The sequence below is a fragment of the Pectobacterium wasabiae CFBP 3304 genome (assembly GCF_001742185.1).
GTDB lineage: Bacteria > Pseudomonadota > Gammaproteobacteria > Enterobacterales > Enterobacteriaceae > Pectobacterium > Pectobacterium wasabiae.
In genome coordinates this window covers 71,097-90,412 of sequence record NZ_CP015750.1, presented here as the reverse complement: position 1 = coordinate 90,412, position 19,316 = coordinate 71,097, and the positions used below count along the sequence as shown (strand labels likewise).

The window sequence follows — 19,316 nt, the reverse complement described above, 5'->3', positions numbered from 1 at the left end:
TGTTGAGGTAACCATGAGCACTGAAAATAAACCCACTAAAATGATGGGAAAGCCCCACACCTCAGAAGGTCCACGATTAACCGGAAAAATCGTCGCGTTATTGGCAGGCCTTTCGGCTATTAGCATCTTGTCCACAAACATCATTCTTCCGGCATTTCCAGATATCGGAGAGCAGCTTGGGGCGTCCGCACGCGAACTTGGCCTGACGCTTTCCAGTTTTTTCATTACCTTCGCGCTAGCTCAATTGGTGGTTGGCCCGCTGTCGGATCGCTACGGACGCAAGACGCTCGTCTTGGGAGGACTATCACTATTCATCGTTGGCACGGTAGTTGGCGGCCTTGCTGGCTCACTTGACACGCTGATTGTTGGAAGAGTCATCCAGGCGTTGGGTATATGTGCTGCTGCGGTGCTAGCGCGCGCGATTGCACGTGATTTGTTTGAAGGTGAAACACTAGCGCGTGCACTGTCTCTGACGATGATCGCGACGGCTGCTGCCCCCGGATTCTCACCGTTGATGGGGAGTGTACTGACTACCACATTGGGATGGCGAGCGATCTTTATACTGGTGGGACTTGCCGCTTTTATCATCGCGATTTTTTATGCCCACGGGTTGGGGGAAACACACCCCGCTGAACGCCGTGCCCCGCATTCAATTTCAGGCGTGCTACTCGCCTATGGGCGGCTGATATTGGACGGGAAATTTATCCTTCCGGCACTATCGATGAGTCTGTTGATGAGCGGATTGTTTGCTTCTTTCGGTGCGGCACCTGCGATTCTGATGAGTGGGATTGGCCTATCATCGCTTCAGGCTGGACTGTACTTTGCTTCCACCGTATTTGTTGTCTTTGGGGCAGGTATGGCTGCCCCGCGACTGGCTCGTCGTTATGGTTCACGAAGGATCGCTTCGATGGGGCTCGCTACCGCATTAGTCGGTGGATGCTTGCTACTGGTTGGGCCGGAAGCACCGAGTTTGAGCTGGTACACCTTGTCTATGGTCGTGTTCCTCTGGGGAATGGGCTTAGCCAACCCACTGGGAACGGCGATTACAATGGGCCCCTTTGGGAAAGAAGCGGGATTGGCATCTGCTCTGCTTGGTTTTTTGACGATGGGGATGGCTGCGATGACAACCTGGCTCGGCTCGGTACTGACGTTTCCCGCTGTCACCACGCTGGGCGGTATACAGGCAACGGCGTGCCTGATTGCACTGGTATTGTTTCGCTGTCGCTCACAGGCAAGTGTGAATAAAGTCGGCGTTTAAATATCCGGCCTAAGTATAAGTTTCTCAGGCCTTAGCCCGTATTCACCCAATCGGAAACCCCGAAGGAGTTTCCGATTTCATGGTGGATCTACTCTGCTACAACCTTATCATTGATGGCATATACCGTGCAGTTGGTTGCATCTTTGCGCTGGGATTTCTCGCAGTTCCTAACGGCAGTGTCAGCCGCCTCACTACCGGTTCGCGCCCAGTACGCCGTTCCCCATGCCCCATCCTTACTAGTCGCAAAGGCTTTCTCATAAAGCCGTGCCGCTTCATATTTTTTGAACGCTTTTTTGCCTGCGAGGTTATTAAGATTTGTGGGGGAAATAAGATGTGTTAACGGCAAGGTCACGATTTCCTTGGATGGCAAATGTTGCTGTGCAAGGAAGTCAGCCACGGGTTTCCACCAGAAATTCTCTGGAGCGGTATCCATAAAAACGTGCCCATTGTTTCCAAAAGCAGGCATTTCAATAAATTTAGCTTTACCTCCACCGCTGCGATAGGCTTCATAAAATGCTCTGCCCATTTCTGGAGTGAAAGATTGGTCATTGCTGGAATAGAGCCACAGAGAAGGAATGCGTGCAGTTGCGCCATAAGTGGTGAAGACGTTAATTAGGCCGGCTCTATCACAAAGTGATTTGCCATCGATGGAACCTCTGCCACCATCAAAATTGATTATAGCCTGAACGCCAGGAGGGTTAACCGCGCTAGTTGCAAGAACGGCAAAGCCGCCTGCTGACATCCCTGCCAGGACCGCTTGATCTGAAGAGGCCCAAGGTTGGCGTCTTATTGCTTCAAGCGCGGCCAGCATATCTCTGGTGTCTTTTTCACCAGCCAGTTTATGTAGGGGCTGCTTACAGGAACCGCCTAAATATTCAGCCCCACCACTTGAATAGCCGTACCCTTCCCGCAAAACGGTAACCGCAGCATAACCGTGGCGTGCAAAGGTAAGTGCGGTTGGTGATTCGCGGTTTGGATTCATTTCCCAGCGATCAAACTCTGCAGTGCCAACGGTACCGTTAGTGATCACCGCCACAGGGAGTTTTGTCTGGCCGACAGGCCGGGTAACAAATGCATCCAGTATCGCTGGAGTACCATTATCCAGTGTTACCTGTAACGTAAGCGGTTCTCTGATCAGCCCCTCGAATTGCTGATTTTTTAGGGAAATATTCTGTGGTGCGGCGATGGAAGAAAAGGCGATACAAAACAATGCAGTGGTGACGATTACTCTGGTTAGGCTGGCTATAGAGTTGTGTCGCATTTTTGTTAACCTTGGCTGGTGTTTGATGATGTATTTTCATGCAAATCCGCTCGATAAATATCAGGTATTCATTCCGGCTTCAACGGCAACTGAAGGTCCGTTTAGCTGCGGTTTAAATGAGTTGTCGGTCTCTTTGAACTCTTCCCTTTGTTCAGCAAGTTTGCCCTCAATTTTGTTTTCTAGAGTCGGCGAAAATTGGACGCTCAAGTGGTTGTGTAAACCTCAACATAGACACTTGAGCCACTTTTATGCTGATACGGTAGTTAAGGTACCAGAGGCGTTAACTGCCCAGATTAATCAAAAGATACAGGTTATGTGAATTGTAAGTATGTAAGGGGTTTGCAGATGATTTTACGTTGCGGATTTTTGAGTCGTTAAGAGACATTTGGGGGTCACTCCGTTATCGAACCGGAAAGACCCCAAATCTGACCACCAAATTCTCCCGATGCAGAGGGAAAACTAAAAATGCATCGGGAAGACTTTTTTTGCGCTAAATTATTGAATTAAATAGTAAATAGCAAAAATCCCGCTTAAGTTGCCTTAAGCGGGATTTTTTAAATTGGCTCCTCTGACTGGACTCGAACTTCATCTGTATCTCCTGTTGTTACTGACTTTGTTAAAGTTAAATATATTTTTACCAGCATATTTACCATCATTATTATTTTCTTGTCAATAAAATATCAATTAAAAACAATTGGTTGTTGTCATAACTATCTAACTATACGTATCTTGATTAACTTTCATTATCAACATGATGTTGTCGTTATTAACTTTAAAGTAATTGATATAAAACAATTATTTAATTATTAGTAAAGAAAGAATGTTTAGTCAAGATTAACGCTCTTACATCCAAGATCACTTCTCTCCTCTCACACCATTATGAAAACCCGCACCTCTTTTCCACTTTCTCTATCATGTTGAATGGTTTAACTTTTATGAAACACAAAAGCAATCGGTAGAACAATGACTACACAAAAAGAAATTGAAGAAATCAGGACTGCATTATCTTGGTTTGATGTACGCCGATATGATGGCCTGAAAGAGCTCACCCTAGAACAGATCTATGCAGAGCTTGAAAGACGGATGTTGGCTTACAAAACAAGACAACAATGGGAAACAGCAGGCAAAGATAATCAAATGCAAGCTATATACCATGATGCCAAGATCCGATGTGGTGATGTGATACTTCAATCGGACTGGATTTCAGACAATCACAGACTGTCGCATAGCTATGCTGTAAAACCAATGACCAGAGTTCAATTGTTCAACTATGGGCGGGCTATGTATCGGCTGGAGACTTCAGAGCAAACAGACCCTGTTGCAGTGAGTTCGGACTACATCTCTGAGTATCTTAAACAAGGAGGCATGAACCCTGCTAACAAGATGCTGATTGAAATTGACTTGGAAGAAGCCAGCAGTGACGATCTCGCAGAACACCTGAAAGTACTGATTGCTTTATGGCAAAAGCACCTAAAAACGCCTAAACCCCCGAAACGAAAGTTTAGGTTTGGTCATAGGACCTTTGAAAGAATACTTGATTACAAAGTCATCCCTTTGATGGATTTGATCTCATGGGAACAGCTCTATAACGAAGGTAAGAACATACCTTTCACCATTTTAGCTGACATATTGCATGGTAATAATGGGATCAGAAGTAGTGAGAACATCAAAGATACTGATTATGGTTACGCGAAAAGTTATCTTGATAATGATGAGTATTTCAAGGTTTTAAATGATTTTTATATTAAAAACAATATTTTAAAGGATTGGAATGTCATTGACGTAATAACATTTAACGATAAAGCCTCGGATAAAAACAAAAAGTAAACACAAGGGATGTTCACAATCTGCGAACGTCCCTATAAAGAGTATCCCTCCAAAAATTTCCGCGAAACTCACGGTTGGTGAACATCCCTAGTTTAATACTAGCCAAAATCCTAGAATTATCTCCATCGAACAACACAGGAGATAAACATGGTTCAAAACAAAACAGATAAACATCCAAAACTTATTCGGTTGCCCGAAGTAATAAGGAGAACGGGATTTGGAAAGACATGGATTTATACACTTATTAAGGCTGGTCGCTTTCCATCACAGGTTAAAACGGGTTTAAGGTCTATTGCCTTTATAGAAAGTGAGATTGATGCATGGATTGAGAAAATCATTTCTGATTCACGTCCTGTATCTGAATAACAAATATTTTAATAATAACAAGAGGAAATAAAATGAATAATCAAGAAATGGAAAGTATCAAAAAGTTATCCACAAAAACATTTTATGATATGACAAAGTATCTTTATGTGGCTGGAATGCTGATATATAAAGAGCAAGGAGATAATGAGTTAGTCGCATCTATTATGTTAGATAATAATAGAACGGAATCGTATCTTTCACACGTTAAAGATCATCTGACTAAGCGTTTTGATGGATATATGGAAGAAGCTGGTAAGAGAGAAAGACTTATTTATGTTGATATGGATAAAGTTATATTGGAAATGAAAAATGTCCATATAAATGCATTACTTTTTGGCATGAGCTAACAGCAGAGTATTCGGCCTCGAAAGGGGCTAATAAAAAACAAAATGAATTAAATAAGCATTTAACTATGAGGGTGTAAATATGTCTATAGAAAAGATAGGTTTCAATAAATCAACCGAACTGTTCTATGAGCTTGCTTGTAGGTCGTTTACCGCAAGCTGGAATATGTTCATGGAAGTAAATGGCGATGGGGATGCTAATGATTATTTGGATGATCCAGATTTTATGAGTCCATTTATTATCCATGTGATTAATCATATTCAGAACAACTTTGAAAGGTTCACTGCCCAAGAAGGTAATAGTGGTGATATTAATCAGGTTAACTTTGAACTGGTCGCTTCCATGTTAGTCGAGTATTCAGAAAACTTTAAAAAGTAAAAAATAATCCTGCCCCGTAAGGGGCTAACAAAAGGTATAAGAGGAAAATATAAATGATAAACAACAACGAACAAAGTTCTATGACAAATAAAATGTCTGTAGTTGTAAGCGTGTTGTGTGATGGACCTCCAGAAGTAATGAATACTATTCAAGAGCGTTTTGAAATATTTATTGCCATTACTGGGTATTCAGTAGAAGAAATCATGGGTGATAAAAATATATTTGATGAGTTAAATCGATTTATTAATAACGATCTAGTGGATGATTTGGGGTTGGAGTATGACTGTGTCGTCATAAATATCGGTTATAACAACTAATTTTTTACTGAATATTAACTGAAAAGTAAGGGTGAAAAAATGAAAGAGATTGTATTGAACAGCTATGATAAAACAAAAAATGAACTTGTTGCTGACATCTTACAAGGATTCTGTAATGAGATATATAATATTTATGAAAATGATCCTGAAACAGCAATCTATATTATGAGTTGGGGTAAACTTTCAGAAGTTATTTATGATGTGATTATAACTCGTGAGATAATGAAATACTCTATTAAAAATGATGTTTCTGGTATCAATAAAAATGATTTAAAGGATGAAATCTTACATTGGCATCTTGAGCATATCATTGAACTTGTTTCAAAAAATATAAATCAGGATGAAAATCAAGATCCTGTTTACTGGAAGCTGAAAATGACAGTTGTTTGATTTTTAGATGGTATGAGTATTCCCTCGAAAGAGGGAAATAACATGAACGATAAAAATAAGGCCTTCAATATGATTGATGAATTCCACGTTATGTATATGTATAGAAAAATCCAAGCTGAAGCGGCTAAAACTGATTTAAAAACCTTGAATCAACTGTTGAATAAGTTCCGTAAGGTAGTAGCGGAGCGCCGTGAAGAATACTATCTGGAGATTGGTGAGAAAAAGGCACAAGAGCTAAGGGGTGAGAGGCTACAAAAAATATGGGGGAAAATGAAACGTGACAGGGTTATACCAGAAGATCTTATCGACAGGTAGTAACCAGTCACAATAACGTATTTAACTGGCGGCTACGCCGCTATTCTTTATGGATAAATCCATCATCAACAGGGGTGAACCCTGTTCCAGCAATGTGATTGTCTTGAACAATCACTAAGTGCTGATTCTGTGAATATATTTCATATGTTGAAGAGTAAATAGCCTATTTTATAAACTTAACACTAAACTCTATCATGGGATCGGTTTTACAATAGAATGATGAAACGATCTAAATCCGATCCTTTTCGACTTTCCTAGCCAATATGAAAACTACCTTATCAAGATGAAAATATATTAATTTCAGTGCTAGGGCGTAGCCGTGCTTCAGCACATGAGCGTTAGCTCATAGAGGATGGTGATTTTCAAAAAAGATGTTAGTGCAATAGAAAGGAAAACGGTGAAATAAATTACGCTCAGAAATTGTTTATCATTTAAATATCGAAACCCCATATGGCGATCTTGAAAATCGCCCGGTTTCTATATGTCCTCTTAAGTATTATCTCTTACTTCTTGCAAAATTAAATTAAGACAAAATCGGCTTCTAGCCCTTGCGGTATAAGGCTTATGAAGAAAATACGCGACTGACCGTACAGTCAGTGTTCCTGACTCTGTGGTCAGTATTCCTGACTGTACAGTGAGCTTTCCTGACTGTGCAGTCAGTTTCTATGTCATTTTATAGATTAAAAATGACTGTGCTTTAAATTATAGTCGCTGGAATACTTGCGATTTTAAAAATATTTTCGCAAAAAAATATGCAAAAAAACTTGATATCTGTTTTGTGCATGGTGTTTAATTTATTATAAATAAAATAACAAGAGGTAAGAATAAAATGAATGAAATAGAAGTTGATTTAGATTTAGGATTAAATCCTTTTTGTTTTGAGACCGAGCTAAAGATTGAAACAAGAAAGAGAAACCTGACTGTTTCAAGAGGAACAGAACTTATTGAAAGGAAGGATACCAGCAAAACTTATTTTGCCAATATCGTACATACACAACAGGTCGATAAAGAAGAGTTCATTAAGCTCTACACCTCTCAGATAAAAGCGTACTTTGATTTAACGAAAACAGCTTACAAAGTATTTTTTATCTTTTTACGTATATATCAGGATGCGATTGGAAAGGATCACTTTTATCTGAGTTGTAAAAAAGCAATGTCGCTCGCAGACAAAATAGATCACTTTGCTTTGTCTGAATCTATCTTTTACCGGGGGATAAAAGAACTTATAGAGAAACGCATTATTGCTAAAACTAATGAAAAAAACTGGTATTTCATAAACCCTGCTATTGTCTTCAATGGTGATCGTGCTCGCTTTGTTTCAGAGATTATAAAAAAGAAAGAAGTAATGGAAGAACAAACAGAAAATACTGTTAGTACTCCTGATACGGATAGCAATGCTGAAGTAAAAAGCAGGTCAATTGCGTCAGTGATAGAAAATGTTAATGACCAAGAGGATATTGATTTGTTAATCGCAAGATTACAAGCTAAAAAATCCCAAGAAAAAATGATGGATAAAAATACGGATGGAGCTGTTGCTACCAAGGGAGAAATGCTTCTATATCCAGAAGAACCGTTAGATTGGGACAATATTCATGGAGCGGACTTTTCACAAAGATGACGTTCAGTGACCGAGTTCGTTAACCTATAAACCTTGCGCACATGCGGAATCTGAACAATGTCTATGTGGCAATGTTTGGTAACGGTGAGTCCGAACATGAGCTGAAGGGCGATCTCTATGAGATATTAGCTCAGGCCAATGATAGACTTAAGAACTCTGTTGTGATGTGCAGAGTTATATGATTATATATGTAAATCAGCCTATTAGGCTTAACATCCTCGTATCAAGGTTCGGCAGAGACTACGTCTAGCAGTAATTTTCGAAAAATTATTTTATATCAAGTGGTTATGGTTGGTTAAAAGTTTTCATCTTCTTTAAGGTGCTGATATGGACGCAAATGATTTAAAAGAAGCTTTAATCAGAATCTTCAAAACAAGAAATTCCGGTCCATTCCTATTTGTTGGTTCTGGTTTCTCTCGGCGGTATTTAGGAATCAAAGATTGGAAAGGGCTTTTGGATAATTATTGTGTTTCAGGAAAACCATTCGAGTATTATCTCGCAGCAGGGGATTCAACTTATCCTACAGCAGCTAGACTCATTGCTGAAGACTTTAATACTACATGGTGGAGTGACGCAAAATATGCTGGGAGTCGTGAAAGATATAGTAAGAAAGTTACCGATAATACATCCGCGTTACGTTTTGAAATCTGTGATTATCTCGCTACTTCATTAGATGTCCCGATCAAGGATAGCGAGCATCAGGACGAAATTGAAATACTTTCAAGACTCAATGTTGATGGAATAATAACAACCAACTGGGACTGTTTTCTTGAGCTGCTTTTCCCAGACTATAAAGTTTATACTGGACAGAATGAGTTATTGTTTTCCAATCCGCAATCAATAGCAGAAATATATAAAATACACGGTAGTGCACATAAGCCTAAAAGTCTTATCTTAACTGATCATGACTATAATGAATTTAATAATAAAAACCCTTACCTTGCAGCAAAGCTGATAACGATATTTGTGGAGCACCCTGTTGTTTTTATAGGCTATTCACTTTCTGATAAAAACATTACTGATTTACTTGGTGCAATTTCAATATGTATTGGAAAGGATAATATTTCACAGTTACGCAATAACTTAATATTTATTGATAGAGAAGAAGGACTTACCGACTATTCAATATCTGAAACTTTTACAACGATCGAAAGAACACAGATACCAATAACATTAGTTAGAACTGATGATTTAAATCCTGTTTATGAAGCTATTGAGACAAATAAAAGAAAAATCCCAGCCCGTATTCTTCGATATTGCAAAGAGCAGTTATATGAGGTAGTTAAGTCAAACTCAACAGAATCAAAAATTTATGTAGTTGACATCGATGAGGTTGAAAAACATGATGATGTAGAGTTTGTTGTCGGCGTTGGTGTTGCTGAGGCTCGTAAAAAAGAAGAAGAGATTGGCAAACTAGGTTATACACAAATAAACAATATAAATCTTTTTCACGACCTTTTACATGAGGATAATTCATATGATGCAAATAGCATTTTACAGAATGTTATTCCTAATGCGGGTCGATTCTCTCCGAATATAACCGTTTTTAAATATCTTAAAGAAATAGGCATTGTTGATGAAGCACAATATAAAAAATCTGAATATAATTTGGATAAATGGGTTTTAAGAAATGACACAAGTTATCAATGTAAAGGATATTTTAGGACGTTTGTAAGAAAATTTAAGGATAAAGATACTAGATATATTATCGAGCATACCACACCAGAAGTAGCAGCAATCCATCTGCCTTTTCTGATGAATAAGCTAGATCTGAAATTAGTTAAAGAGTTTTTAATTAATAACGAAGAGAAACTGAATCCTGATAAATCAACTTATGCTAGTTATTTTAAAAAGTTAGCTTGCTTATATGATAAGCTATTACATGGTTGGTGATTTCTATAAAAATACCGAAGGAGGTCATGTTTGTTCGACTTCCTTTGGTATGTTATTTTATTTGTTAATTTATAAGATTTTTTCTACTATGTAAATTAATCAATCCAGCAACCCACGCGAAACCTTACTCGCTGTCTGACTGAAATTATATCGGTCAACAATATCTCCTTTGAACCAGATTTCTAAGGAATTCATGTGCGCTGTGTTGCTGTTTTTTAGTAGAGCCAAACCGGGAATATAGTTCGAGATCTGAGTCTCGCCTGACATGCTGGAGTAGGACCACATTTCCTGACCATCATTTGTAGCTCGTGTTTGTGGCTCCCCGAATGCGTTTATAACATCTTGCTGAGTAGTTTTCCCTTTAACGATTTTGGCTTTTACGGTTTGTTGGGATTCGTCTTTCAGTGATTTATTGCCATAAGTAGTGCAAGCGGTAAGAGGCAGGATCACCAACGCAGCGATAAACAGTTTTTTCATGTTAACTCCATATAAACAGTAAACGTAAAAATAGGTGTAAAGAGTTCATAACCAGCGGTGTATTGTCGCTGGTCATCAAAAAAGTTGTGTCAATTGATAGTGAAAGAAGCCTATGACCTTTTTATCCAATCAGCTAATGGCATCTTTCATTGTGGCTTTCCCTGATGTTGCATTAATCAAAGCTATCTAAAGGCCATAAATCGACATTAGCCGCTTGTCTTATGGTTCAACGTTCTATCCACTTGAATTAGCTCGTAAAATTTCTGGTGGCCCTCTGGTTTACTTTACTCATTAACGATTCCTCTAGCAAGAAAATGATCGGTATTGCAGATCGATAATGACTTATTGATAGATTATAACGATTAAAAATGATTTATCGATCGGTGTTTTAATTGATTTTATCGATCGATTAAAATTTAATGATAGGTAATATCTATCGTTTTTTTGTTTTTGATCGTTACAAACGATATGACGGACCACAAAAATAATTGAATCCTATCAATTGGTTAATCGGGTGGTTTTGCTTCGTTATGTCTGTCAAAGCAAGCTGTAACGGCTACTGGTGCGCAGCAGGCTACCTCTACATAACAGCATTTTTGATTATCGGGATGGATAGGAAGATGAAGAAGATTTTACTCGTTGCTGGCACAGCTCTTTTTCTGGCGGGATGTGGTGAGAAGGGCGACTTTGAAAAAGCGATCAACGCGAAAATATCACAATCAAAGCTGTGCTACTCCCTGCAGGGCAACGACATTGTATTCAACAAAGGTTTTCCGGTTAAGGTTAACCGTGGCTACCGTTCTGCCGGATACAGTGCCAGTGATGAAATCCTGAATGGTCTTGTTGAACAGGGGCTGCTCACTGTTTCACAACAGGCAAATGGCTTTAGCAATGTTGATGTTCTGGAAGTAACAGATAAAGGCCAAGAGGTTGAGTTTTGGGACCGTGAGAATGGTGCCTGTGTCGGTCCTCGGGAAGTTTCTGAGATAAAGGAATGGACCGAACCGGGAAACGGTAATCAGAAAGTTGTTCGAGTGTCTTATACATGGAAATTGGCGGATGTTCCTTCATGGGTGGACAAGAAAGCGTTCTCCAGCGTCAAGGGTATGAATGAACCTGAAGAGGGCATGATTAATCTTGTTAAAACCAGCAATGGCTGGAAAGCGATCTAAGGGGGCTATCATGGAAAACAATACAATCCAGTGTCCGTTTTGCCTGAAAGAAAGCCAGCGCGGTGTGCATGTCTGCACCGGCTGCATGGCGACTGTTTTATATGGAGCTTACCCCGGCTGGTATGCTTTCGTTGTTATATTATTGACCTTCGGTCTGTCTATACTGATCGGAATGTCTACAGGCATGGCAGGAGCTACTATCAGCCTACCAATCATTGCGGCTGTTGGGTTTATAGCTGGTAAGGCGATCTTCTCTGATAATGTTGTATTCAGGAGAAGGATGTAAAACCCCCTTACTGTAGATGCAAAGAAACCATGTCTGCGGATCTGAGTGTGGTTTTTTGCATAAAAAAATTATTTTATATTTCAAAATGGCATAAAAAGTATGTTGCCTGACAGGCAACAACTAGCTATCATTTAACTATGGACGAACGAACTCGTTTGTCTTTGCTCTTTAAAAACCTCTAGGATCGGTAAAGGACTGAGTGAAACTTTCAGTCAACCATTTCTCCAATACGAGATGTGGCCCATGTCCCTCTTCATTGTGATCGTAGCCTAATGCGAAATGTATATTGCATTCGTATATCTACGATACGGCATTGTTTAATGCTGAAATGGCGGGGTATCCAATCAGTTGTGTTGGATGGGTGTTGGCTGGCTTTGTCTACGGTGTGCAACACGATCCACAAGACATTTTGGCGGGGATGCAAGTTGCATCGTGTTGTTAAAATGAGAGGTTTTTATGAAAGATGTTTTAGATACTTTGCGCCGAGTGCGTGAGAAGAGCAAACACACTGTAGACAAAAGCTCTTTGAAAGAACTGGATGATGCGATTCTGACCCTTGAAAAGAGAATCGAGGATAAGTCTAAAGGCCACACAGCCTTAGATTATCTTTCTTATATCGCGAAGATCTTTGCTTTAATTAAACTTCTGAGCGGTGATTCTGATTTTCATTGATATCTACCTACTAAGGGGATTTGTTATGTATCCATCTCCATTTTTTGAACGAGCAGCCAGCCATGTCAATCCCATTATCTGAGGTGCACTATGTTAGATATTGGTTCAACCATTAAACTATGCCGTGAAGCACGTAAGCTCACCTTACAAGAACTATCAGATAGAACAGATTTAACTAAATCTTATCTATCCCGTATAGAGAATAATCAAAGAGATCCTACTATTTCAGCGCTAGAAAAAATATCATTAGCGCTACATATCCCTCTAAATATCATCATCCTTCTTTCTGAAAATGAAGAAACAAATGATGAGTTTTCTGAAATCAATCATATGCTCAAAAAAACTATAATGGATACATTAGTTAATGCATAAAAGTTGGAATTATTCAAATAGACCACTTGCTAATTTAGAGTCTCTATTCAAAATGTTGGAAACAAATGAAGAAAGGCTCACTTATCTTTTAAAAAACAAAAAAAGTTATTTCAAAACGGTACCGGTAATAAGAAAAGGTAAAAAAAGAACGACGTATAAAGTGGTTGGTGAATTATTAAAGATACATGAGCTTATTAAACAGCGTGTTTTTTCGAAGATATCACTTCCGAAGTATATTACTGGCGGTAGGAAAGGAGTCAGCTATATAGATGATTGTATATCTCATCGTAATAAATCAATTCTTATTCAAGAAGATATGAAGGATTTCTTTCCTTCTATAAAAGAGGAACTGATAGCTAAAGCATTTCAATATTACATGAACTTCTCTCCTGAAGTTTCATCATTAATAGCCAATCTATCAACACTTGAAGGCTCACTTGTTCAAGGAACTAAGTTAAGTACTGACATTGCCAACTTAATATTTTTAGAAGAAGAAGCTCTTATCAGTGAGGTAGTCGGAAAATTAGGCGGAAATTACACGAGATATGTCGATGACATAACTATTAGTTTTGAATCTGATGTTAATAATGAAGATATTTCAAAAATAAAAACAATGATATTGTCAATGGCGCTCAAAAGTGGGGTTAGATTAAATAGGAAGAAATCAAGAATTTTGAGGAATGGTCAGTCCAAAATCGTACATGGTGTAAAAGTAATCAAAGAGCTTAGGCCAACACAAAAAAGAAAAGATAATATAAGGATGTGTCTTTTTAATTTGAAGAAAAAAGTGATTGAAAAAGAGAATGTTATGGATGTTCTTACGTTGTATTTTAAAATTAGAGGATTAATAAATACATTAAAGCAGCAAGGTGATAAAAATCATGCAGAGTATATAAAACAAGCTAATCAGTTAGTAGCTGGTGTTGATAAAAAGGATGCAATAAAATTAATCAGGGAGATGAGGAAGGTTAAAGATATCAGGAAATTAAGAACATTATATTCAAAGTTAAAACCATTAGGGAATTCATCTAAAAGTGTATCTGCCATTTTGGATGTTGAATATAAAACCTGTAAATGTAAACTTAATAACTAACTGATTGAGAAATAACGAGTGAATTATACTGGATTTTCAGCGATTTATTACGGATTATGATTAATGGATAATAAAATCATTTATTAACACGATAGCTGGATGGTCTCAATCGTAGTAAATTGTTTTTTTTATTTTCATGTATGGATGGGATAAGACCCATGTCACTATTGGCATTATTCTGCTCGTTATTCTGACGACTTGGGAAACGGCTGATCTCATCCGGTGTTGGCTTGTAGTCATCGTGGTTAAATTTAGCTTGTTTCTCATATTCAACGCGAGAAACACGATGGCCTAATACCTCATCAAAGACATAGTTTTCAGCAATACGTTTATCATGTTCCTCACTGATAAGATCAATTTGGGCTTTGTTTGCTTTAGCCCATACAAATTTCTGCTTGAAAAAATCTATGACAAGAGCTGTAAAGCGTTTAAAGATATTACCCTGAAGTGGAGTAGTCTGTTTCCTCTTAACACGTTCAGGGGCGCTTCTGAATGCCCTGTTTGGGATTTTAGAAGTGGGTGTTTTCAGAATAGTATTTGTTACAGAATCAGAAATACTGACCAATGGTTTCTTACCAGCAACAACCTTACTGACTTTGGATTTATCACGATAGGATTTAACGCCACGCATATGAGTATGAGGTGTCGGGGCTACCAGTACAGGTCTTTGCGATTCATTGGTAGAAGAACCGGAACGCGTTTCTGGTAAAACAATTTCTTCTGGCTCAGCAAGAACAGCCACGGTGAAGCTTCTGACATCAACGACTATTTCAAGATCAAGTTCCCTGAATGTTTTGTAGACTTCAACTGCTTCTTGCTTGGCAGCATCACGAACAGCCTGTTCTGCGGCTCTTTGTTCCTGAGCAGCCTTACTACGCCACTTGGCACTGTGGATGCGTTTCATTGGAGGACGGTTTGTTTCAGCGGCTTTAGCAAGCCATAGCGCTTGTTCTTCGTTATCCAGAGTAGCAGCCACATTGAATAGCGCTTCATCATGCTGGGCTTGGAGAGAACGATGGTCAATACGTTCTGACGAACCAGCAGCAGCAAGGTAGCTGTTAGCCATAGATGCCCATGATTCACGCCACAACACAGACATTTTTCTGTCATTCCAGCTTCTTTCTTTTTTGCCGAAGCCTTCTGGACCAATGGTTTTTAATGTCAACATAACGTGAGCATGTGGGTTATCACTATCGAGATTATGGAAAGCGATATCGGCAATCATTCCCTTATCGACGAAATTCTGCTGACAATATTCGAGAACAAGCTTTTTCTTTTCATCGTTATTTAGTTCGGCTGGAATAGCAACATCGAAAAATCGGGATGTTTGACCATTTTGCTGGCGCTCGACCCTTTCAACTTCATTCCACAATGTTGTAGAATCTTTAACAATATGTTCTGGAGCATTAATAGGTGCTAATATGAAATGTCCGTATAAATCAGTACGGCGGCTATAATCATACGTATCACCTGTTCTTTCATCTGTGATTCTGCAACGAGCATGGTAAGCAGCCTTCGCAACGGAAGACTTACCCTCACTTCGCTTCACAATTTTAAAATCAAGATGAAAAATAGCCATATAATAAAAATAACCTCAATATAAATTTAAATATCAAACCAAAATATAAATCTCCAATGCGACTATGCTGGTTTTAGTTTTTAGTAAGAAAAACTCTGGTGTTGACGTTGACCTTGGTTTTGCCTTTAGCCTGCGGCAGCAACCGTCGGTAGACCCCACACGCTCACGAAGTGAGTGTATAGGTGGGCATTGTTTTCTTAAAAAAAGAAACAATGTAAAAGCCTTCTTATTAATTAATACGAAATATATGAATGCCTGTAAAACAAAACGCCGAATTAAGCAGCGCTATCTGGATAAACGGGCGAAGTATTCCGCGATATTACCGAGATGGGTTTTAGATAGCGTCCGAAGGACAAAAAGAGTTTAATTTATCCCGCCGTAAGGCGGGAAAGCACTAAAACCCGAAAAATAAGAGTATTGTTAAATAGTTTTCCCTGTTGCACAATTTACAGGTTAGTCATGAAAATCAGAGTGAAAATTTAACAAGTTAAATGAAAAACACTAATAAACAAAAATAAGTAACGCGGAGAGTATTAGATAAAATAGTTAGCAATTACTATCACGTGTCGTTGTTAGTTTTTATTTTATCTTGTCATTTTTTTGACAAAGAATAATAATTCGAGAAAATACGTGAAACTCAGGAGGGATGATGTTATCGATAAGTTTGAAAGACGGTTCTCAAAGACAACGTTTGATTATGTGTATGGAAATAGTTTTTTAGCTCCTGTTTGGTATGGAATCAACTTCTTTGATTATAGAAAAAATGTGGCATTTTCGGTGAATGATTTTTCAAGCAATTTGCATTTTTTGACTTACAACCTAATGTCTAATCCGATAGTCATAAAAATGCTTAAAGAGGGGGTTATGTTTACAGAGAGTGATCTTGTTCGCTTATCTCATAATGTACCTTTCGTTTATTTAAGAGATATCCTTAAGCTCAAGGAACTTAAGGATATAAATGCATTATATGATGAAAATGGAGAGATTATTGATCTTAAAGGCCGTGACACATTTGATATCATTTGTTCTTTTTTTGACGATAATTTAGTTAAACCTGAATGTTTCAAGCTAAGAGTTAAATATCCGGGCTGGGATTTTTATTCCCATTCTGATGGGGAAGATGGATTCGATATATTGAAAGATTACTTAGAAAAGGAAAACCTTCTGACTAAAAATGATAAAATTGCGTGGGGGGAATTTGAATCAAACATGCGTTAATTAGGTAAGTTTTCGTTTGGCGTTTTACTTGAGCTACCTAAGCTTGATGGACGTGATAGTAAATTATGCCGAGAGCAGGGGCAAGCATATATCGATATAGTTATAAACAGATCCAAACAGTAGTTTTCCTTTTCATGTCCGAACTGTGAGCCAGCCTAAAAACAAGTTTTAGGCTGATGAGCTGTTTAGCACACCCAGAGGGCGCGGTAGATTGGTCTTGTTTAGTCACTGTAATGATTTTATTGACTATGGTTTGTGTTTGGTACATCATTTTGTTTCCAATTGGAAATGCGAAGAATAAGTAATAATGAATGAAATCATCACTGTGACAGAAGCTGCACAATTGCTTGAGCTAACTCCCCAACGAGTAAGAACTATGTGTAAGCAGGGTAGTATTGATGCATACCAATCGGGTAGAACTTGGTTAATAAAAAGTTCAAGTGTTGAAAAATTTATGCTTATTAATAGCCAAAGCGATGTTCAGAACAACCACCGCATGTTAGCTCATAAGCCAAAAAACAAACCAAAAGCGTTAAGTTTTTTCAGTGGTGCCATGGGATTAGATCTAGGCATAGAACAAGCAGGGTTTGAAACTCTACTCGCTTGTGAAATAGATAAAGCAGCAAGGGATACTATTTTATCGAATAAACCTGACATGGCTCTTATCGGGGACATCCGTGATTATACAACAGAGGATATTTTAAAATTAGCTGGGGTATCTTCTGGTAATGAAATTGATTTGATTATGGGTGGGCCACCATGTCAGGCGTTCTCAACAGCGGGAAAACGTTTAGGTCTAGAAGATGAGAGGGGGAACGTTTTCATTAAATATTTAGATGTCGCTTTGGATATCAGACCTAAGTATATTGTAATTGAGAATGTTAGAGGGTTATTATCCGCGCCAATGAAGCACCGACCACACAATGAACGCGGCGAGGGATTGCCACCTTTAAAATCAGAAGAGCAGCCCGGTGGAGTTCTTCATTATATTATCAGAATAATAAAAAATGCAGGATATTCTGTTTCTTTTAATTTATATAATTCTGCTAATTTTGGCGTCCCTCAAATTAGAGAGAGGGTAATAATAATATGTTCAAGGGACGGCAGTAGAGTTCCATTTCTACAACCCACACATAGTGAGAAGGGGGAATATGACCTTCCAAAATGGTTAACATTACGTGAAACCATCACAAATTTGAAAGATATCACTCATGAGCATGTGCTATTTCCAGAGAAAAGGTTAAAATATTACAGGCTTTTGAAGGAAGGACAGTATTGGAAACATTTACCTGAGGATTTGCAAAAAGAAGCATTAGGTAAATCCTTCTTCCTTGGGGGAGGGAAAACAGGTTTCTTACGGCGAGTTGCATGGGATCGCCCATCCCCTACATTGGTTACGCATCCAGCGATGCCAGCTACTGATCTTGCTCATCCAGACGAATTGAGGCCATTATCAGTTCAGGAGTATAAAGTAATCCAACAATTTCCTGAGGAATGGGTAATCAAAGGTAAACTTCTGGATAAATACAGACAGTTGGGTAATGCCGTGCCCATTGGTCTAGGTCTAGCTGTGGGGAAAAACATTTTAGATCATATGCATGGAAGGAAAATTGAATCATTTCCAAATTTCCGTTACTCTCGATATAGAAACACTTCTGACTTGGATATATTGGGAGAGTTGGTCTGATTTTTTTGGAAGGGGCTGGGGCATGCCCCTTCCATTATTATTTAAGTTTGCTTAAATATCGTTCAACAAAGCTCCTGAATTCATTCTCATTGAGATCTTTAGATGAGACTTCATCTGGGAAATTCTCCCAGTTTGTAGCATCTCTTTGTGAGTATGTTCTAAACCATTTTTTAATTGGCGTATTATCACGAATTTTACTACTTGATGAGTTTTCTGTATTATCTCTATTCTTTACTTGCAGAAGCCCCCACTCATCCTTTTCGCTATTATAATGAATGAAATCTACTGCTTTCACACTTGTTCCTGAACACCATATCCATCCAGATGGTTCTAACTTTTCAGCAAGGTATCGTTCAAGAAGTTCACCAACAATATTTTCAGAAGCCATAGAAAGCCGATGTTCTTCTTTAATCCTGTTGAGATGCTCTTTTGGTATATCAAAGCTTACATTAAGGACTAAACTGACAACTTCATCAGAGACAGTAGTTGGCGGTGTTGGTTTTTTGGGAAGCCTACTGTCATTGAAATTTTGAGCCAAATATTCAATGTGTTCTTCTTTACCAAAATTTTCCCTTATTTTTTTTGAGCGCGGATTTGAACAACTTTCTGGGAATTGAGAAAGGAATTTAACTAAAAGTTGGAATTTTTCAGAAAGTTCAGGATTAATATCATCCATTTTCTGTTTTGCCAATTCTTCGGCATCTTCGACGAAAAATACTGCCTCTGACATCATAACCTCCTAATGTTTTAAGGTAGTATAATTTTTTAGAGCATAAAGTTACAGTTAAAACT

21 protein-coding genes are annotated in these 19,316 nt (G+C 38.5%); 17 read left to right on the top strand and 4 right to left on the bottom strand.

What is annotated here, in order from left to right; all coding sequences use genetic code 11:
• Nucleotides 1–13 precede the first annotated feature (13 nt).
• Entirely contained in the window at nt 14–1,258 is a 1,245-nt protein-coding gene (locus A7983_RS00490) for a multidrug effflux MFS transporter (RefSeq protein WP_005969716.1), read from the top strand.
• An 88-nt stretch (nt 1,259–1,346) separates the two neighbouring features.
• Here the strand turns inward: A7983_RS00490 and A7983_RS00485 are convergent, their stop codons facing one another.
• Nucleotides 1,347–2,519 (bottom strand): dienelactone hydrolase family protein, encoded by a 1,173-nt coding sequence (locus A7983_RS00485; protein WP_005969714.1) that lies wholly within the window; start codon nt 2,517–2,519, stop codon nt 1,347–1,349.
• 963 nt (nt 2,520–3,482) lie between these two features.
• On the opposite strand from A7983_RS00485, the gene A7983_RS00480 reads away from it, so the two are divergent.
• From A7983_RS00480 to A7983_RS00440, 9 genes are all read left to right on the top strand, one after another.
• On the top strand, nt 3,483–4,346 hold the full coding sequence (locus A7983_RS00480) for a DUF6387 family protein (RefSeq protein WP_005969709.1): 864 nt from the start codon (nt 3,483–3,485) through the stop codon (nt 4,344–4,346).
• 147 nt (nt 4,347–4,493) lie between these two features.
• On the top strand, nt 4,494–4,712 hold the full coding sequence (locus A7983_RS00475) for a helix-turn-helix transcriptional regulator (protein WP_005969708.1): 219 nt from the start codon (nt 4,494–4,496) through the stop codon (nt 4,710–4,712).
• A 32-nt stretch (nt 4,713–4,744) separates the two neighbouring features.
• Nucleotides 4,745–5,059, top strand: a complete 315-nt coding sequence (locus A7983_RS00470) for a hypothetical protein (protein ID WP_005969707.1) — start codon at nt 4,745–4,747, stop codon at nt 5,057–5,059.
• Nucleotides 5,060–5,138: 79 nt separating this feature from the next.
• Nucleotides 5,139–5,435, top strand: a complete 297-nt coding sequence (locus A7983_RS00465; protein WP_005969706.1) for a hypothetical protein — start codon at nt 5,139–5,141, stop codon at nt 5,433–5,435.
• An 80-nt stretch (nt 5,436–5,515) separates the two neighbouring features.
• Nucleotides 5,516–5,752: a hypothetical protein gene (locus A7983_RS00460; protein WP_039478188.1), complete on the top strand. Its 237-nt coding sequence runs from the start codon at nt 5,516–5,518 to the stop codon at nt 5,750–5,752.
• Between the two features lie 39 nt (nt 5,753–5,791).
• Nucleotides 5,792–6,142 (top strand): hypothetical protein, encoded by a 351-nt coding sequence (locus A7983_RS00455; protein ID WP_005969704.1) that lies wholly within the window; start codon nt 5,792–5,794, stop codon nt 6,140–6,142.
• A 69-nt stretch (nt 6,143–6,211) separates the two neighbouring features.
• Nucleotides 6,212–6,457 carry an H-NS family histone-like protein gene (locus A7983_RS00450; protein WP_172645134.1) on the top strand — a complete coding sequence of 82 codons (246 nt, stop codon included), beginning with the start codon at nt 6,212–6,214 and terminating at the stop codon, nt 6,455–6,457.
• Nucleotides 6,458–7,286: 829 nt separating this feature from the next.
• Nucleotides 7,287–8,075, top strand: a complete 789-nt coding sequence (locus tag A7983_RS00445) for a hypothetical protein (protein ID WP_005969700.1) — start codon at nt 7,287–7,289, stop codon at nt 8,073–8,075.
• A 327-nt stretch (nt 8,076–8,402) separates the two neighbouring features.
• The gene (locus tag A7983_RS00440; protein WP_005969698.1) at nt 8,403–9,968 is read left to right on the top strand and encodes an SIR2 family protein; all 1,566 of its coding nucleotides are present in this window, start codon (nt 8,403–8,405) and stop codon (nt 9,966–9,968) included.
• 99 nt (nt 9,969–10,067) lie between these two features.
• On the opposite strand, the gene A7983_RS00435 is transcribed toward A7983_RS00440, so the two are convergent.
• On the bottom strand, nt 10,068–10,445 hold the full coding sequence (locus tag A7983_RS00435; protein WP_005969696.1) for a hypothetical protein: 378 nt from the start codon (nt 10,443–10,445) through the stop codon (nt 10,068–10,070).
• Nucleotides 10,446–11,065: 620 nt separating this feature from the next.
• Between A7983_RS00435 and A7983_RS00430 the strand changes: the two genes are divergently transcribed.
• The 5 genes from A7983_RS00430 (at nt 11,066) to A7983_RS00410 (ending at nt 14,040) form a co-directional block, all read left to right on the top strand.
• Nucleotides 11,066–11,617 (top strand): membrane lipoprotein lipid attachment site-containing protein, encoded by a 552-nt coding sequence (locus tag A7983_RS00430; RefSeq protein ID WP_005969694.1) that lies wholly within the window; start codon nt 11,066–11,068, stop codon nt 11,615–11,617.
• Between the two features lie 10 nt (nt 11,618–11,627).
• The gene (locus tag A7983_RS00425; RefSeq protein WP_005969692.1) at nt 11,628–11,903 is read left to right on the top strand and encodes a hypothetical protein; all 276 of its coding nucleotides are present in this window, start codon (nt 11,628–11,630) and stop codon (nt 11,901–11,903) included.
• 456 nt (nt 11,904–12,359) lie between these two features.
• Entirely contained in the window at nt 12,360–12,575 is a 216-nt protein-coding gene (locus A7983_RS00420) for a hypothetical protein (protein WP_005969689.1), read from the top strand.
• Between the two features lie 90 nt (nt 12,576–12,665).
• Nucleotides 12,666–12,947 carry a helix-turn-helix domain-containing protein gene (locus A7983_RS00415; protein WP_005969687.1) on the top strand — a complete coding sequence of 94 codons (282 nt, stop codon included), beginning with the start codon at nt 12,666–12,668 and terminating at the stop codon, nt 12,945–12,947.
• Nucleotides 12,940–14,040 (top strand): reverse transcriptase family protein, encoded by a 1,101-nt coding sequence (locus tag A7983_RS00410; protein WP_005969685.1) that lies wholly within the window; start codon nt 12,940–12,942, stop codon nt 14,038–14,040. The genes A7983_RS00415 and A7983_RS00410 overlap by 8 nt, the downstream gene beginning before the upstream one ends.
• Before the next feature lie 76 nt (nt 14,041–14,116).
• On the opposite strand, the gene mobQ is transcribed toward A7983_RS00410, so the two are convergent.
• The gene (gene mobQ / locus A7983_RS00405; RefSeq protein WP_005969682.1) at nt 14,117–15,619 is read right to left on the bottom strand and encodes a MobQ family relaxase; all 1,503 of its coding nucleotides are present in this window, start codon (nt 15,617–15,619) and stop codon (nt 14,117–14,119) included.
• 630 nt (nt 15,620–16,249) lie between these two features.
• Here mobQ and A7983_RS00400 point away from each other — a divergent pair.
• Both A7983_RS00400 and A7983_RS00395 read left to right on the top strand, forming a co-directional pair.
• Nucleotides 16,250–16,837, top strand: a complete 588-nt coding sequence (locus A7983_RS00400; protein WP_039478091.1) for a hypothetical protein — start codon at nt 16,250–16,252, stop codon at nt 16,835–16,837.
• A gap of 307 nt (nt 16,838–17,144) precedes the next feature.
• Nucleotides 17,145–18,524 (top strand): DNA cytosine methyltransferase, encoded by a 1,380-nt coding sequence (locus A7983_RS00395; RefSeq protein ID WP_039478089.1) that lies wholly within the window; start codon nt 17,145–17,147, stop codon nt 18,522–18,524.
• 37 nt (nt 18,525–18,561) lie between these two features.
• Here A7983_RS00395 and A7983_RS00390 read toward each other — a convergent pair whose 3' ends face one another.
• On the bottom strand, nt 18,562–19,257 hold the full coding sequence (locus A7983_RS00390) for a SinI family restriction endonuclease (RefSeq protein WP_235778008.1): 696 nt from the start codon (nt 19,255–19,257) through the stop codon (nt 18,562–18,564).
• Nucleotides 19,258–19,316: the final 59 nt, after the last annotated feature.